General features: G+C 45.3%; 11 protein-coding genes. 2 read left to right on the top strand and 9 right to left on the bottom strand.

The window, feature by feature from the left end:
• Positions 1–245: 245 nt before the first annotated feature.
• The gene (gene suhB, locus BM100_RS02925; protein WP_092507766.1) at positions 246–1,049 is read left to right on the top strand and encodes an inositol-1-monophosphatase; all 804 of its coding nucleotides are present in this window, start codon (positions 246–248) and stop codon (positions 1,047–1,049) included.
• Between the two features lie 95 nt (positions 1,050–1,144).
• Here the strand turns inward: suhB and BM100_RS02930 are convergent, their stop codons facing one another.
• Positions 1,145–2,380: a 3-phenylpropionate MFS transporter gene (locus tag BM100_RS02930; protein WP_092507768.1), complete on the bottom strand. Its 1,236-nt coding sequence runs from the start codon at positions 2,378–2,380 to the stop codon at positions 1,145–1,147.
• A gap of 109 nt (positions 2,381–2,489) precedes the next feature.
• Positions 2,490–3,743 (bottom strand): serine hydroxymethyltransferase, encoded by a 1,254-nt coding sequence (glyA, locus tag BM100_RS02935; RefSeq protein WP_092507771.1) that lies wholly within the window; start codon positions 3,741–3,743, stop codon positions 2,490–2,492.
• 359 nt (positions 3,744–4,102) lie between these two features.
• Between glyA and hmpA the strand changes: the two genes are divergently transcribed.
• Entirely contained in the window at positions 4,103–5,293 is a 1,191-nt protein-coding gene (hmpA, locus tag BM100_RS02940) for an NO-inducible flavohemoprotein (RefSeq protein ID WP_092507773.1), read from the top strand.
• A 154-nt stretch (positions 5,294–5,447) separates the two neighbouring features.
• Here hmpA and glnB read toward each other — a convergent pair whose 3' ends face one another.
• The 7 genes from glnB to purL form a co-directional block, all read right to left on the bottom strand.
• Entirely contained in the window at positions 5,448–5,786 is a 339-nt protein-coding gene (gene glnB / locus BM100_RS02945; RefSeq protein WP_086113167.1) for a nitrogen regulatory protein P-II, read from the bottom strand.
• Between the two features lie 15 nt (positions 5,787–5,801).
• Positions 5,802–7,424, bottom strand: a complete 1,623-nt coding sequence (locus BM100_RS02950) for an NAD+ synthase (RefSeq protein ID WP_092507775.1) — start codon at positions 7,422–7,424, stop codon at positions 5,802–5,804.
• Between the two features lie 177 nt (positions 7,425–7,601).
• Entirely contained in the window at positions 7,602–8,939 is a 1,338-nt protein-coding gene (gene glrR / locus BM100_RS02955) for a two-component system response regulator GlrR (protein ID WP_092507777.1), read from the bottom strand.
• Positions 8,939–9,784: a two-component system QseEF-associated lipoprotein QseG gene (gene qseG, locus BM100_RS02960; protein WP_092507779.1), complete on the bottom strand. Its 846-nt coding sequence runs from the start codon at positions 9,782–9,784 to the stop codon at positions 8,939–8,941. Before qseG ends, glrR begins: the two co-directional genes overlap by 1 nt.
• A gap of 32 nt (positions 9,785–9,816) precedes the next feature.
• Positions 9,817–11,253 carry a sensor histidine kinase gene (locus tag BM100_RS02965; protein WP_092507781.1) on the bottom strand — a complete coding sequence of 479 codons (1,437 nt, stop codon included), beginning with the start codon at positions 11,251–11,253 and terminating at the stop codon, positions 9,817–9,819.
• Between the two features lie 790 nt (positions 11,254–12,043).
• Complete coding sequence (locus tag BM100_RS02970) at positions 12,044–12,823, bottom strand: aminoglycoside adenylyltransferase family protein (protein WP_092507783.1); 780 nt, start codon at positions 12,821–12,823, stop codon at positions 12,044–12,046.
• A gap of 854 nt (positions 12,824–13,677) precedes the next feature.
• Positions 13,678–17,565, bottom strand: coding sequence for a phosphoribosylformylglycinamidine synthase (gene purL, locus BM100_RS02980; RefSeq protein ID WP_092507878.1), 3,888 nt, complete (start codon positions 17,563–17,565; stop codon positions 13,678–13,680).
• Positions 17,566–17,618: the final 53 nt, after the last annotated feature.

Here is a 17,618-nt window from a genome sequence, read left to right on the forward strand (position 1 = left end):
TTAAGTTCAGAATAAGAGCCGAATATCTTAACACAACATTATCCCTGCCGTCTTTCACAGCTTTATTGGCGGTTGGCGGCAAGGGAGTGAACCCTAGGAGCATAGATAACTATGTGACTGGGGTGAATGAACGCAGCCAACAAAGAGGCAACTTGAAAGACGACGGGTATAGTTATTTTGAAAAACTACTGCTATACTGCGCGCCGATTTGTTTCCCGTTCTTTAAAATCTTGTGGAAGATACCCATGCATCCGATGCTAAACATCGCTATACGCGCTGCGCGTAAAGCCGGCAACCATATTGCCAAAAGCTACGAAACCCCTAACGCTATTGAAGCGAGCCAAAAAGGCAGTAATGATTTCGTCACTAATGTTGACCATGAAGCTGAAGCGCTGATCATCGATATTATTCGTAAGTCTTACCCTAAACACACCATTATTACCGAAGAGAGCGGTGAGCACTTAGGTGAAGACAACGATGTTCAATGGGTTATTGATCCACTGGATGGCACCACTAACTTTATCAAACGTCTCCCACATTTTTCTGTTTCCATTGCCGTGCGCATGAAAGGCCGCACTGAAGTGGCCGTGGTTTACGATCCAATGCGTAACGAACTGTTCACCGCAACCCGTGGTCAGGGTGCACAGTTGAACGGCTATCGCCTGCGTGGTTCCAACGCCCGTGATCTGGATGGTACTGTTCTTGCTACCGGTTTCCCATTCAAAGCCAAGCAGCACAGCGTTCCTTACATCAATGTATTGGGTAAATTATTTGAGCGTTGCGCCGATTTCCGACGCACGGGTTCCGCGGCACTGGATTTGGCCTATGTTGCTGCCGGACGTGTAGACGGGTTCTTCGAAATTGGTCTGAAACCGTGGGATTTCTTGGGCGGTGAATTGCTGGTACGTGAATCCGGCTGCATTGTTACCGATTTTGTCGGCGGCCATAATTATATTACCTCCGGCAATATCGTTGCGGGTAGCCCACGTGTGGTTAAAGACATTCTGTCTGAAATGCGTGAAGAATTAACGGAAGCACTGAAGCGTTAATTTTGAAGTAGAAACTACCTTCTGTGTGATGATAGTTAATATATGATGAAAAAACTGCCTCGAAAGAGGCAGTTTTTTGGGTACTGACTTTTCAATCAATAGGCATGGGCTTCTACTTTCGGCCGTATGAATAAAGCCGGGGATGCAACCAGAGCCATCATCCAAAATATACCACTGCCGATACTTTCATACATAAAACCGGCAATAATACTCATGACCGCAATACCGCCGCCCATTGCCAGAGCAGAATACGTTGCCTGCAACCGGATTATTTCATTTTCCTTTCTGGCACCGATGAAACGCATCGCGGCCAAATGACAAACGGTAAACGAGCCACAGTGCAAGATTTGAATGATAATCAAGGCATAGAGTTCGGTTGATGTTCCCATCAGACCCCAGCGAAGTACCCCACAAACGGCCGACAGCAAAAATAAGTTACGGGCGCTCCAACGGCGAAATAGCTGGTTGCTGAAGGTGAACACAACTACTTCGGCGACAACCCCCAATGACCAAAGGTAGCCAATGGTTGATGAAGAATAGCCCGCGCTTTCCCAGTAGATGGAACCAAAACTGTAGTAGCCTGCATGTGCAGCCTGTAATAACGTCACACATATTAAAAATTGCCATACCGATCTTTCAGACAGCAGTTGTTTAAAAGAGACTGCATTGGTATTTGCTGATTTCACTTTGCCGGCTGGCATAATTGCAGGTTTCAACATCATTCCCAACAGCATGCCAGCGACACTGAAAATCAAAAACGCCAGGATAATATGGTGTGTTCCAAACAAATTACTGCCAATCCAATTATTCAGACCGTCAAATGATATATTCCACCCAATATCTAAGCTGCTGATGGATAAATCTATGCCATTGGAAGACATTAATATACCTGTCAGCGAAGAACTGATAACAAATGCAATCGAGCCCCAAACCCTGACTTTGCCATAATCAAACGAAAATTGTTTTTGCCATGTGCCCGCTAAGGCGTCTGATAAAGGGATTAATGGTGAGAAGAATAAGTTGAAGCAGGCAATGATAAAGAAAAGCCATACCCAATAACTATTCATTGCGAACCCAATGGCAAAGAATAATGCTAATAACGAAAGCGTTCTCAACGCCTTAATTAATTTGGATGGATCTTTTACCATCGGTGAAATAAACAGACTGCCGAGAAAACGGGCGATCATCCCAGCGCCCAGTAATACACCAATCATTGAAGGTTCAATACCTTCACCTTTTAGCCACACAGACCAAAACGGCAGGAATATGCCGAAAGAGAAAAAATAAGTGAAATAACTTAACCCCAGCCAAAATGTTGATGGAACAGACATCCAAATTCCCTCATTTTCCATATGGAAAAAACCCGCTCAAAACCAAGGTCATGAGTCGGGTTTTAGTACTATTAATAACATCGTAGTGTTATTAATATTTTATTTTAATTTATGCGTAAACCGGATATTTCGCGCAGATTGCCAGCACTTTTTGCTTCACGCTTTCAATGACGGATTCATCATTGATGTTTTCTAACACATCACAAATCCAACCAGCCAATTCGCGGGTTTCAGCTTCTTTGAAGCCACGGCGGGTAATTGCTGGCGTTCCGATGCGGATGCCGGAAGTCACAAATGGGCTGCGAGGATCGTTAGGCACGCTGTTTTTGTTCACTGTGATATTGGCACGTCCCAAGGCTGCATCAGCGTCTTTACCGGTAATGTCTTTATCCACCAGATCCAGCAGGAACAGATGGTTTTCGGTTTCCCCTGAAACAACTTTATAGCCGCGCTGCAAGAAGACATTAACCATCTCTTTGGCATTTTTGGCAACTTGTTGCTGATAGATCTTAAATTCCGGCTCCATCGCTTCTTTCAATGCAACGGCTTTACCTGCAATCACGTGCATCAACGGGCCGCCTTGAGAGCCTGGGAAAACAGAGGAATTCAGTTTTTTGTAGAATTCTTCATCGCCACCTTTCGCCAGAATCAGACCACCACGTGGGCCTGCCAGTGTTTTATGCGTTGTTGTTGTAACAACGTGGGCGTGAGGAACAGGGTTTGGATAAACGCCTGCGGCTACCAAGCCTGCCACATGAGCCATGTCCACAAACAGGTAGGCGCCAATTTCATCAGCAATTTCACGCATCTTCGCCCAATCAACCACACCGGAATAAGCAGAGAAGCCGCCGATGATCATTTTTGGTTTGTGTTTTTGCGCTTGGGCGCGGATATCGTCGTAATCGATTTTACCGCTGTCATCAATACCATAAGGCACGATGTTATAAAGTTTGCCAGAGAAGTTGACTGGAGAACCGTGAGTCAAATGGCCGCCATGTGCCAGATTCATCCCTAAAACAGTATCGCCGGGTTGCAACAGCGCCATATACACTGCGGCATTTGCCTGAGAACCAGAGTGCGGCTGGACGTTGGCGTAATCGGCGCCAAACAGTTCTTTTGCACGGTCAATGGCAAGTTGTTCTACTACATCGACATACTCACAACCACCGTAGTAACGCTTACTTGGGTAACCTTCGGCATACTTGTTAGTGAGCTGAGATCCTTGAGCCTGCATAACTCTTGGGCTGGTGTAGTTTTCAGAGGCAATCAATTCAATGTGTTCTTCTTGACGACAAACCTCCTGTTCCATCGCTTGCCACAGTTCGGGATCATAATTCGCAATATTCATTTCACGCTTTAACATTAGGTTCTCCTGACTCAGCTACATCTCTAAAAATCACCCCTGAGGGACAGAATGCCACACAGTGTAAACTCTTTTTCTCTAATGAGATAGTCTTGACAGAAGATTTTGCGCAAACGTTTGCATTAACTGTTAACTGCGGATGGAAGGATAAACAGCAAATAACAAGGCTAACGATTTCAAATTTATCAAGAATATTTGTGATCTATCTCAAGGTTTATCGGCGTTAAAATTTCAATTTATTGATTTATATCAAGATGATCTTCTTTTTTTGATTTAGTGTATTCCCAACCCCTAAAAGATGTATTTAAAATGCAACTTATAGATTCTGACACCAATTGAGAAAAATTCGGGAGATCCCCATGCTAGACAATCATGTTATTAACACAGTCAAATCCACCATCCCTTTGATCTTGTCTACCGGCCCGAAACTGACGGCCCATTTTTACGAACGCATGTTCAAGCATAACCCTGAATTAAAAGATATTTTTAACATGAGCCACCAAATAAATGGGGCTCAGCGTGAAGCGCTTTTCAATGCACTGTGCGCCTATGCATCCAACATTGATAACCTGTCCGCCTTGCTGCCAGCCGTGGAAAAAATCGCCCATAAACACGCAAGCCTGAATATCCTGCCAGAGCATTATCAGATTGTAGGAACACACCTGCTGGCAACGATGGATGAAATGTTCCACCCCGGCGATGAAGTGCTCAACGCTTGGGGAAAAGCCTACGCGGTATTAGCCGATGTCTTTATCAATCGGGAAGAAGAGATTTATCAAGATGGGGAATCCTTGGCGGGCGGTTGGCGTGGTGTACGTCAATTCCGGGTCAAACAAAAACAGCCACAAAGTGATGTCATTACCAGTTTTGAATTTGAGCCTGTTGATGGCGGCAAGGTCATGGATTACAGGCCCGGACAATACATAGGGATCTATCTGGATGATCCCGCATTTGAAAACCGTGAAGTTCGCCAGTATTCACTGACAGGCGCACCAAACGACACCAGTTATCGCATTGCCATCAAACGTGAATCGCACGGCAAGGTTTCAAACTATATGCACGATAACGTACACGAAGGCAATATCGTGATGTTGGCAGCACCACGCGGTGACTTTTTCCTCAATGTACAAAAAAATACTCCGGTTACACTGATTTCCGCAGGCGTTGGCTTAACGCCAATGATGAGTATGCTCGAATATTTATACAATCAAAACCATACGGGCACAGTAAACTGGTTCCACGCGGCAGAGCATGGTGGTTATCACGCATTTTCAGACAAGGTTAATCAGATTTCCCACACCATGCCTAATTTGTATTCACAAGTTTGGTATCGTGAGCCAAGAGAAATAGATCAAGCAGGCACAGACTATCAGCACACAGGATTCATGGATTTATCTTTTGTAAAAGATTCACTCACGGCAGAAGGAATGGAATATTATTTCTGCGGACCTATCGCTTTCATGCAATATATTGCCAAGCAGCTTCTGGCAATGGGCGTTGATGAACAACATATGCATTATGAATGTTTTGGCCCACATAAAGTGATTTAATTCAGCACTATTAATAGATTTGCGATGAAGTAAGACATTGAAATCAAACAACTCCCCGCCCTAAAGACATTGCTACAAAAAGGACGGGGAGTAAATTTATTTACCGAGTCACTGCATGTGCTCCCATTGTTATAGGGTTAGCGGCAGTTTTTCGTTAAATGGCTTCTTCGTCCTGCTCCCCGGTGCGAATGCGCACAACACGGGCAACATCGAAAACAAAAATTTTGCCATCACCGATTTTACCTGTTTGCGCAATCTGCATGATTGTTTCGACGCAGGTATCAACAAGATCATCCGGTACGACAATTTCTATTTTGACTTTTGGCAGAAAATCCACCATATATTCAGCACCGCGATAGAGTTCAGTATGCCCTTTCTGGCGACCAAACCCTTTTACTTCTGTCACAGTCATACCAGTGATACCTACTTCAGCCAGAGCTTCACGCACATCATCCAGCTTGAAAGGTTTGATAATTGCATCAATCTTTTTCATGAAGTTTTCCTGTTATTACCAGTTTTTACGCCCGAAACCAGAAGTAATCGGATAGCGCCTGTCTTTCCCAAAGTCACGTTGTGAAATGCGTGGCCCGATAGGTGCCTGACGGCGTTTATATTCGTTGATATCAACCAGACGGATTACCTTACGAACAATGGCTTCATCAAAACCCTCTGCTACCAAATCAGCAACAGATTTATCTTTTTCAACGTATCCCTCAAGAATTGCATCCAGCATGTCATACGGCGGCAGGCTGTCTTGATCTAACTGATCCGGCGCCAATTCCGCAGAGGGTGGACGATCAATCACACGTTGAGGAATTGCCGGAGATACTGTATTACGGTAATTCGATAACGCAAATACCATCGTTTTAGGAACGTCTTTCAACGCATTGAAACCACCGGCCATATCACCATACAAGGTAGAATAACCTACTGCCGATTCACTTTTATTACTGGTGGTCAGCACCAAGCGACGACGTTTGTTTGACATCGCCATTAAGATAACTGCCCGGCAACGTGCCTGCAAATTCTCTTCTGTCGTGTCTTTTTCCGTTCCCGCAAAGAGTGGATCAAGCTGTGTCATAAATGCATCAAACATGGGTTCGATAGACACCACGTCAAATTCAACACCCAGCAATTCCGCCTGTTCTCTGGCATCGTGGATACTCATTTCTGAGGTATAGCGGAATGGCATCATGACCGCTTGTACGTGATCTTTACCCAATGCGTCAACGGCAATCGCCAGCGTCAGGCCCGAATCAATCCCACCCGACAAGCCAAGCAGAGCACCTTTAAAACCATTTTTCTGTACATAATCCCGAACAGAAAGTACGAGGGCCTTATAAATTTGCGCAAGGGGCAGCAATTGAGGAACAGGGTTTGCCATCAGTTCAATAGCCATGTCATTGAAGCGGCACTGCTCAATCTGTTCTTCAAACCCAGCCATGCGATGGGTAACGTCACCATTGGCATCAAAAACTTTGGAACAACCATCAAAGATGAGTTGGTCTTGCCCGCCAACCTGATTGAGGTAAATGATTGGCAATTGGATACGCTGACAATGGTTTTTTATTAATGTACTGCGAATATTGGGTTTTTCACGATTATAAGGAGAAGCATTAATCGAGAGAATAATTTCAGCACCAGCTTGTTTCAGGGCATCGATGGGGCCATCAAACCATAAGTCTTCACAAATCAGTAAACCCAGATTATAACCTTTGAATGGTATAACGCAGCTTTGCTGACCCGCTTCGAAATAACGTTCTTCATCAAAAACGCCATAGTTAGGCAATAGCTGTTTGAAATAGCGAGCGACAATCTCCCCTTTCCAAAACAGGGAAAGCGCATTGTAAATCTTGCCATCCTGCTGCCACGGGTGCCCAACCAAAATCCCCACCTGAGAACTCGCTTCCTGCAAACGCAGCAATTGTTCACGGCAGCGCTCATGAAAATCAGGACGGAACAGTAAATCCTCTGGAAAATAACCGGATAGTGCCAGTTCAGAAAACACCACCAGATCAGCCCCTTTAACTTGCTGATCCTGTACTGTCTGTAACATGCGTTCGGTGTTGCCTTCGATGTCTCCCACCAGCCAATTTAACTGTGCAAGACCAATATTAAGAGTACGACTCATAGAATGTGGCTCTCCTACGCCATAATTCATCTACCTGCCTGACTTAGCCTTAACGCATCAGCAAGGCAGTGCTGCATCCCTCTATCTTCCAAATCAAAACGTTATTAACTGCGATTCGAAATCCATTGGGTATACAATTTTTATTCAGTACAAGAATATCTGAAACAAGAATAAAAGTTACTCTTTAAAATCGCTGGCATCCAGTTCATGGCGCGCCAACAATTTATAAAATTCAGTCCGATTGCGCCCTGCCATACGCGCAGCATGCGTTACATTGCCTTTGGTTATTTGCAGCAATTTACGCAAATAGTTCAGTTCAAACTGCCCGCGCGCCTCCACAAATGTCGGCAATGCTGTATTTTCCCCTTCCAGCGCCTGTGTCACCAAAGCATCACTAATTACCGGCGCCGTTGTCAATGCGACACATTGCTCAATGACGTTAACTAATTGGCGAACATTACCCGGCCAACTTGCCGCCATCAGGCATTTCATGGCATTAGTGGAAAAACTGCGGACAAAAGGCTTGTGGCGCTTGGCAGATTCGCGCAACAAGTGATTGGCCAATAGCGGAATATCTTCTGCGCGTTCATTCAATGCAGGGATTTTCAGGTTAACGACATTCAATCGATAGTAGAGATCTTCACGGAATTCATTTCGCTGCATCGCCTTTGGCAAATCACGGTGGGTAGCAGAAATAATTCTGACATCAATATCTATATCGCGGTTGCTTCCCAATGGGCGAACTTTACGCTCCTGCAATACTCTCAATAATTTAACTTGCAGAGCCAAAGGCATATCGCCGATTTCATCAAGGAATAGCGTTCCTCCTTGAGCCGCCAGAAACAACCCTTCCCGGCTGCTGACTGCGCCGGTAAATGCCCCTTTGGCATGACCAAATAGTTCAGACTCAAGCAGTTGTTCAGGTAAGGCACCGCAGTTAATCGCAATAAACGGTTTTTTCGCCCGGGGGCTTGCACGATGAATGGCTTGGGCCAGCACTTCTTTACCTGTTCCACTTTGGCCGTTAATCAAAACACTGACATCGGATTGGGCAACCATTTTTGCTTGCTCCAATAAACGCAACATCAGAGGGCTGCGAGTGACAATTTGCTCACTCCATTGCCCATCAATGGCAGGCGTTGATAATTCCAGTGCATCATCTATCGCTTTATAAAGCGCATCGCGATCTACCGGCTTTGTCAGGAAACTGAATACGCCCTGCTGAGTTGCAGCCACCGCATCAGGAATAGAGCCATGTGCAGTCAAGATAATGACAGGCATGCCCGGATGCTGTTTCTGGATCTCGGCAAACAGTGCCATGCCATCCATTTCATCCATGCGCAAATCGCTTATCACTAAATCAACTTTTTCTTTCGTCAGTATGCGTAATGCTTCATGCCCGCTCTCTGCGGTCGTGACACGAAAGCCTTCACTGGTCAGACGCATTCCCAATAATTTTAGCAAGCCGGGATCATCATCAACTAAGAGAAGATGGGCGGGATTGCGCACTGTCATTATTGTTTGACTCCTGTTTCTTCTGGGGAGTGAGTTTCTTCTTTATTTCCCACATTTACGGCTGGTTTGCCTTCCGGCGTCGGTTGACTGGATGAAGAGTCTGCATCACTTATTTGCCCTGCATCATCCGGAGGGGCAACGTTGCTTTGGTCTTGTTTGCGGGAGGAAAGTTGACGCTCTATATCTGTCAGGTTTTCCAGTTTGCGTGATATTAAACGAAGTTCATATTCTAAACGTGCCCGAGTGTCTTTCAGCCGGTCGATTTTGTTATCACTATCAAGCTGGAATCGCTGAAACTTAATTCGTTCTTCGGCGAGATTGATTTTCAGGTATTGCTGTTCACGCCATAATTGCAATAAAGGCCGCAAGGACACAGGAAACTGCGCGCTATACCGATTGATGTTTTCAATAATTCTTCGGCGTTCCACTAATGTCGGCGAAGCACGGTTCATCAGAATACTCTGCTTAAATACCTGCGGCCAAGTCGCCAAAGCAAAATATTTTGCCATCTCACGCGCATCCGCCGAAGACAGCCTATCCGTACAATCTGTAAACCTCAGCCAATACAGGCCATTTTCCATTGTCGCGGGTTTTGACATATCCCAGATTAAGTCACAATCTTTAAGACGATAATCCGTGACAGTCTGCTCCGGCAGGATAGATTGTGCAATTGTGGTTAAATTGCCTACTCCTTCAGTTTTAGCGCATCCGACCAATAAAGAGGGAACAAGCAATAACAACACGGCACGGAAACGCAAAATTGAAGCGCATGCCAGAAGTGGCTGCATGACAGCCATTTTGTTCATTGGCCGGGTCTCAATTTTTCGTTGTTCCGTCTTCGTCATAAAGTGATTAATAAACCTGTTATACATATTATTCAGTTATTCTCTGCGGTAAATGGCAGTTCAATTCGAAAACATACGTCAGCAAACTCGGATTCTATCAGATGAAGTTCTCCCCCCATCTGTTTAATACAATCTTGCGCAATGCTCAAACCAAGGCCGCTTCCTTTCACTGCACCTTTACGCTGAAGTTTCCCTTGGTAAAATGGCTCAAAAATCATGGTCTTTTCTACTTCAGGAATCGGTGTTCCGGTGTTGGCAACGTCAATTTGAAGATTTTTTCCCACTTGCCGACTGGAAATCCAAATGTTACCGGATTCAGCGCCATAGTGCACTGCATTGGAGTAGAGATTATCAATCACTTTAGTTAATAAGTTGGGTTCAGCCCAACAAATTTCCATATCTAATTGAATTTCCGTATTAATATTTTTTGTGCGAGCCGGTAATTGGTGTGACAGCACCACACCATCAACAATTTCTTTCAAGGGTACAATTTGGTGTTCCGCAGCACCATCAGCCAGTTTTCGGTTATATTCGAGCAATTGTTCAATAAGCCGTTGTAAATGCTTACTACTGCTGTCCAAAATACCGACAACTTCTTTTTGTTCTTGCGTCAACGGCCCGGCAATTTCATCAGCCAGTAATTCCGTCCCCTCACGCATACTTGCCAGCGGGGTTTTCAATTCATGGGAAATATGGCGTAAGAATTCATGGCGCTGGGACTCCAGCCAAGATAAACGCTCACTCAGCCAAATAATGCGCTGTGCCAGTGATCGCAATTCCCGTGGTCCTTTAAACTCAATCTGGTTTTCTAACGAATGCCCTTCGCCCAATCGATTGATCATCCGCTCTATGCGCTTCACCGGCCCGATAATCATACGCGTAAATAAGGCAATTAAGAATGCACTTAACAGAAACAGAATAAGGCTCTGCCAGCCAAAAAACTGCCCTTTGTCCGCAATCGCTTTTTGCAATTGTTCACCCCGGCTGAAAATGATGTTACGAGTTTCTTGGACTAATAGATTATTGGCAGTAGAGAATTCTTCAAGCAGTTTAGATGTGGCAGGTTCGGGAACGCCGTTGCTACAGGAAATTTTGGTGAGGCCAGCCAGTAGATCGTTAAACTTTTTTGTATACTCCGTATTCGCCAGCAACGTTATCTGGTTATCCAGCATATTCACGTATTTCTGGTATTGTCGTTGATAAAGCTGCTCCAGCCGGGCATCACCCAAGACACAATATTGGCGGTAGCTCCGCTCCATCTCAAGGGCAACACCTATCATCGCCTCACTGCGGCGGGCATCTGACAGCGTTGAACGATTAATTTCTGCGGCTTGGGTACTGAGCTGGTCAAGGCTTTGATAAGCCTGATAGGCCAATACCAATAATGGCAATAATACGAGCCAGAAAGCCATCACAACTAATTGGCGCAGTGAACGGGGAAATAACCGCCATTTTTTCAAAGAAATCATCTTATAACCTGCAATTACATTGATGCTGACCGACATAAAACGGCGAAAAAAATCTGCCAGATAATGAGCCCTACAATAACTCTTTCTTTTCTTATGTTGGAAATGGTCGAAAACAGGAGACTACTAGAAATTACGAAGACGGTACATACATTCGATGGGCAGGCTTAACCCGCTAATGGTGGCGGGATAATAATGACGGCGGGATAGTAACTTTTTTACTATCCCGCCAGTGAGGATACCCCATGCTACCTGATGAGCATGTAGGTGGTGCCTCACTCCACGTGTCGCCCTGTGTTTGATAAGGCCCGAAGGCGAGTATCATTGAGTTGGACGGTAGGCACCTTACTTCGGCATCATTCCGGGCTTATGTGGCATGTTTCCGCCTAATTGCGGGCCGACATAAAAAGTTGAATGAGCAACTGCCCTGTATTATGCACATTGCGTGCCAACTTGCAAAATATTTTTCATATAATTGATTTTATTAATAATTTAAAAAATCACAAATACATTCCATTTTTTAATTAATATTTTTTGGCACTAAACACCTATTTTTGTCGCCAATTTATGACACTTAGCCATGCGTAAATATTTATGCATTAATATCAAGCGATTAAATGTCTCATATTGGAGACATCAAGAAGCCGCATTGTCGCCATATAGAGACACACTGCTGAATTTCATAAATAACATCAAATTAGCGGCAAGATATATTTCATATTGTTTTTATATTATTTATATTGTGAACGAATTGTTTTATGAGCAAAGTAATTCCTTAACTTTAAATTTACATTTAGCGCAAATTCATTAACACACAATCGTGTAATGAGCTTACTGTCAACTGGAGTTCTTGTTGGCGATTTTGCCAATTTTCTTCTTTCCCATTCAAATAAGCTTCCCGCGCCTCCGCCAATACTGCGGCCTGTACAGGCGGAAAACGAGCCGCGGCCCAATCAGCGGCAACATCTTTGGAGACAAATTCGCCGGTCACTAATGTTCGCCACATACGCGCCAGCGTTAGCAAAACATTGCGTTCATCTCCCTTTAGCGATTGGATTAAACCCGGCAGGACATCTTTAATCGCCCGGCGAATGTCCGAGCTTGGAATAACAGGCAAAAGCGTGTTTGCGGCCGGGCCGACCAGAGGTATCGCTTCCTGCCACGACTGAGCCAACACTAAGGTAAGTTCAGGATCACAAACAGAATCGGGAATGCCCTCTGTTTCATATGCGTGACGCAGCCATTCGCCGTACATAAATTCGCTTCGGGCAGGATAACGTGATGCCGTCAAATCAGTGCGCAGGAAAACGATCAGTTCAAGAGGACGACGCCCTTCAGGATCAGAAGGATACCAACCCGATATCATCATCAAGTCGGCAGCAAGGCATTCTCTTTCCCCTGCCGTCATCGGCCGATCAATGACCACGAGCAAATCGACGTCACTGCGGGGGCGAAGGCCGCCGGCCACCACCGAACCATGAAGATAGACAGCAACCAGCGATTCCGCTAATCGCTTCCGGACAATCAACAACGCTTTATCTGCTTCTGGAGGAAGCATCGCTAAATCGTTCATCTTAAATTGAGCCACGATGATGTTTTTGAGGAGTTTATCTGCTCATTCAACTCAGTCAATTTTATTTTCCGGTTCTATTTTCCCAAACCTATTTCCAATCCCTATTTTTCAGTTCCATGTTCCAAGACCCTTTATTCTGGGGCATTACCCAAATCCAAGCAGCCCCAATACACGTGAAGGGTAGAGAATTAATGTCGGAATAAAAATATCGATTAAAAAGAAAAGAGTCGCAGCGACTAACGATAATAGCAGTGATTTTTTCATGCTTCGTTCTGAGATAAAAAAGTAGCTGATTATCATAAACAATGGGAAAAAAATAATAATTCTAAATACTCTTAATGCCAGAAATATCATCCTTATTTCCTTATATCAAAAATTTTTTCTTTCGTTTTAAAATCAACAAAAGCCAATTTAACCTGACAACATGAGATTAGATAAAGAACGATAATAAACACTAAACCTGTCCAATAAAACTTGCTCAATAAAACTTTCTCAATAAAACCATGTTCATTTAAATAAAAACAATAAAGATGGCACAAATGTAATAGAGATAAAAATAGTCACTGCCAGTAATGATGACAATAATGTTTTCTTTATATTTTTATCCAGAAGGAAGAAATAGCTAAATACCATAAACAATGGAATAAAAATAATAACTGATAGAATAGTTGTAATCATCCTCATTTCCTTTTGTCAAAATCCAGCTTGATTCTATAAGCTACCACCTCGCTTTTCAATTTTCTCCAGTACTGAAAATAAATATAAAAAAAATATAATTAGCACCCTACTTTTCTAAAAAAGCCCTGATAAATTTTTTCAGGGCTTTTTAAATAAGAATGCCGCTATGCGATGAATTAATCTAACTGCCTGCGTGCATTACGGAAAATACGCATCCACGGGCTATCTTCTCCCCATTCTTCAGGGTGCCAGGAGTTGCTGACAGTCCGGAATACCCTTTCAGGATGAGGCATCATCACTGTAACTCGCCCGTCAAGGCTGGTCACCGATGTAATCCCGTTCACTGAACCATTTGGGTTCGCCGGATAGTTTTCCGTCGCCATACCGTAGTTATTCACGAAGCGTAAAGCGACCTGCCGGTGTTTTTCAAGTTCTGATAAACTTTGGCTGTTTCTGAACTCCACCTGACCTTCACCATGAGCCACCGCAATCGGTAAGCGGGAACCGGCCATATCTTTCAAGAACAACGAAGGGCTGTCTGCCACTTCCACTAAGCTGAAACGTGCTTCATAGCGTTCTGAGCGGTTGCGGACAAAACGAGGCCAATGCTCTGTACCGGGGATTAATTCATGTAGGTTAGACATCATCTGGCAACCGTTGCATACCCCAAGTGCCAATGTATCCGGCCTTGCGAAGAAACTCGCAAAATCATCGCGTACCCGCGAATTAAACAAGATAGATTTCGCCCAGCCTTCCCCTGCCCCAAGCACATCACCATACGAGAAACCGCCACAAGCCACTAATGTCTGAAATTCAGCCAGCGAAATACGGCCGCTCAACAAGTCACTCATATGGACATCCACTGCTTCAAAACCTGCGCGATGGAATGCCGCAGCCATTTCAACATGAGAATTGACACCCTGTTCGCGCAATACAGCAACGCGTGGGCGTACTTGTTTTGCGATGTAGCAAGCAGCAATATCTTCCGCCGGATCGAAAGACAATTTCACATTCAGGCCCGGATCATTGACATCCTGTTTTGCCAGATGTTCTTGATCCGCACATTCCGGATTGTCACGCAGGCGCTGCATTTGCCAAGTTGTTTCCGCCCACCACAAACGCAATGTACTGCGACTTTGACGGTAAACTTCCATATTATCGCTGGATATAATGAAATCATCACCGGCCTGCGTTTTACCCAAATAGTGTGTACATTCGCTCAAGCCATAATCTGCCAGCAGTTTTTCAACTTGTTCCCTGTCCGTTTCGCGAATTTGAATCACTGCGCCCAATTCTTCATTAAATAGCGCAGCCAAAATATCTTCATCAAATGGGCTGATGTCCACGTTCAAGCCACAATGCCCGGCAAAAGCCATTTCAACCAGAGTTACCAGCAACCCACCATCCGAGCGGTCATGGTAAGCCAGTAATTTTTGTTCTGAAATCAGTTGCTGAATCGCCTTGAAGAAACCAGCCAGTTGCCCAACATCGCGGACATCTGCGGTTTTATCTCCCAACTGACGATACACTTGAGCCAGTGCAGTTCCGCCCAGTGCATTTTGCCCTTTTCCGAGATCTATCAGGATTAATGCATTGTCATCTTCGGTCGATAATTCCGGCGTCACGGTATAACGCACATCTTCCACACGGGCAAACGCACTGATAACCAATGAAAGCGGGGAAGTCATTTCACGCTCTTCCCCCTCTTGGCTCCAGCGGGTTTTCATTGACATTGAGTCTTTGCCTACCGGAATAGTCAATCCCAATGCCGGGCATAATTCTTCACCCACTGCTTTCACCGCAGCATACAAACCCGCATCTTCACCAGCATGACCTGAAGCCGACATCCAGTTAGCCGATAATTTTATCCGCTTCAAATCCTGTACATAGGCAGAAGCAATGTTAGTCAACGCCTCACCGACAGCCATGCGTGCCGAAGCAGCAAAATCCAGCAATGCGATCGGTGCACGCTCTCCCATAGACATGGCTTCACCGTAATAGCTGTCCAGACTGGCTGTCGTGACGGCACAATCCGCCACAGGAATTTGCCACGGGCCAACCATTTGATCACGGGCAACCATCCCGGTGATGGAGCGATCGCCTATCGTTATCAGGAATGTTTTTTCGGCAACCGCCGGTAAATGCAGAACACGTTTTACCGCTTCTTCAAGAGAGATATGTTTGCGTTCCAATTGTTGCCCCGAAGCTGTCAAGATCTGGACATTTTTCAGCATTTTTGGGGTCTTGCCGAGCAGAACATCCAAGGGCATATCGATTGGTTGATTATCGAAATGACTGTCATTCAACAGCAAATGACGCTCTTGCGTTGCTTCTCCAATCACGGCATAAGGTGCGCGCTCACGGCGACACATTTCTTCAAACAACGGAAGCTGCTCCGGCGCCACAGCCAGAACATAACGCTCCTGCGACTCATTGCACCATACCTGCAATGGGCTCATTCCCGGCTCATCATTGAGAATATTGCGCAATTCAAAGCGCCCGCCCCGACCGCCATCATTGACCAATTCAGGCATGGCATTCGACAATCCACCCGCCCCGACATCATGGATAAACAGAATTGGGTTCTTGTCGCCCAATTGCCAGCATCTATCAATGACTTCCTGACAGCGGCGCTCCATTTCTGCATTGTCACGCTGCACAGAAGCGAAATCCAAATCGGCATCAGACTGGCCTGATGTCATTGACGATGCCGCTCCCCCTCCCAAGCCGATATTCATACTTGGCCCGCCAAGTACAATTAGCTTTGCCCCGACCGAAATCTCTCCTTTTTGAACGTGTTCCTCACGGATATTGCCAATCCCGCCGGCCAGCATAATGGGTTTGTGGTAACCACGCAGTTCAGTACCGTTATGGGAATAAACCTTTTCTTCATATGTTCTGAAATACCCCAGCAATGCCGGACGCCCAAACTCATTGTTAAAGGCCGCGCCGCCCAGCGGGCCTTCCAGCATGATATCCAAGGCACTGACAATTCGTTCAGGTTTGCCAAAATCCTCTTCCCACGGCTGTTCAAAACCGGGAATTCTCAAGTTAGATACAGAAAAGCCCACCAATCCGGCTTTAGGCTTGGCACCCCGTCCTGTTGCCCCTTCATCACGGATCTCCCCCCCTGAGCCTGTCGCTGCACCAGGCCACGGTGAAATTGCCGTTGGGTGATTGTGCGTTTCAACTTTCATCAGGATATGCGCAGGTTCTTGATGATAATCATAGATACCGTTTGCAGGATCAGGGAAAAAACGGCCGACATGAGAACCTTCCATCACGGCAGCGTTGTCTTTATAAGCGGAGAGAACATAATCCGGCGTCTGTTCGAATGTATTTTTGATCATCTTGAACAGCGATTTAGCCTGCGCCTGACCATCAATCACCCAATCCGCATTGAAAATTTTGTGGCGGCAGTGTTCAGAGTTTGCCTGAGCAAACATGTAAAGCTCCACATCAGTCGGATTGCGTTCCATTGACTGAAATGCCCGCACCAAATAATCAATTTCATCTGCGGCCAGAGCCAGCCCCAATTCAATATTGGCCGATTCCAGCGCTGCCCGTCCCGACTGTAAAATATCAATTTGCTTCATCGGGGCGGGTTGTTGATGGGAAAACAGTACCTCAGCCTGTTCAAACTGGGTGAATACACTCTCCATCATGCGATCATGCAGCAATGCAGACAAAGATTGCCGTTGTTCATCGTTCATTTCATTAGACTGGATATAATAAGCAATTCCCCTTTCCAAACGGACAATTTTGCTCAACCCACAATTGTGAACAATTTCTGTCGCTTTGGATGACCAGGGGGATATTGTTCCTGGGCGAGGAGTCACCAACAGTAGTTGACCTTTGGGTTCATGTTCAGCCAAAGAAGGTCCATATTTTAACAGTCGGTTTAATTTCTCTCGTTCATCGCCCGTGATCGGAGCATTAGTCTCTGCAAAATGCACATATTCCGCATAGAGCTCTGTAACAGGAAGGCTCTTGTCTTGACACTGGGAAAGGAGCTTAGTAATACGAAACGCTGATAAAGCGGGAGAGCCACGCAGAATTTCCATAGTAATAGATTCTCTCATCTTAGAAGCAAAGCCTGACTGATGCCTCAGGGGAA

It is taken from the genome of Xenorhabdus mauleonii, from assembly GCF_900113945.1.
GTDB classification, from domain to species: domain Bacteria; phylum Pseudomonadota; class Gammaproteobacteria; order Enterobacterales; family Enterobacteriaceae; genus Xenorhabdus; species Xenorhabdus mauleonii.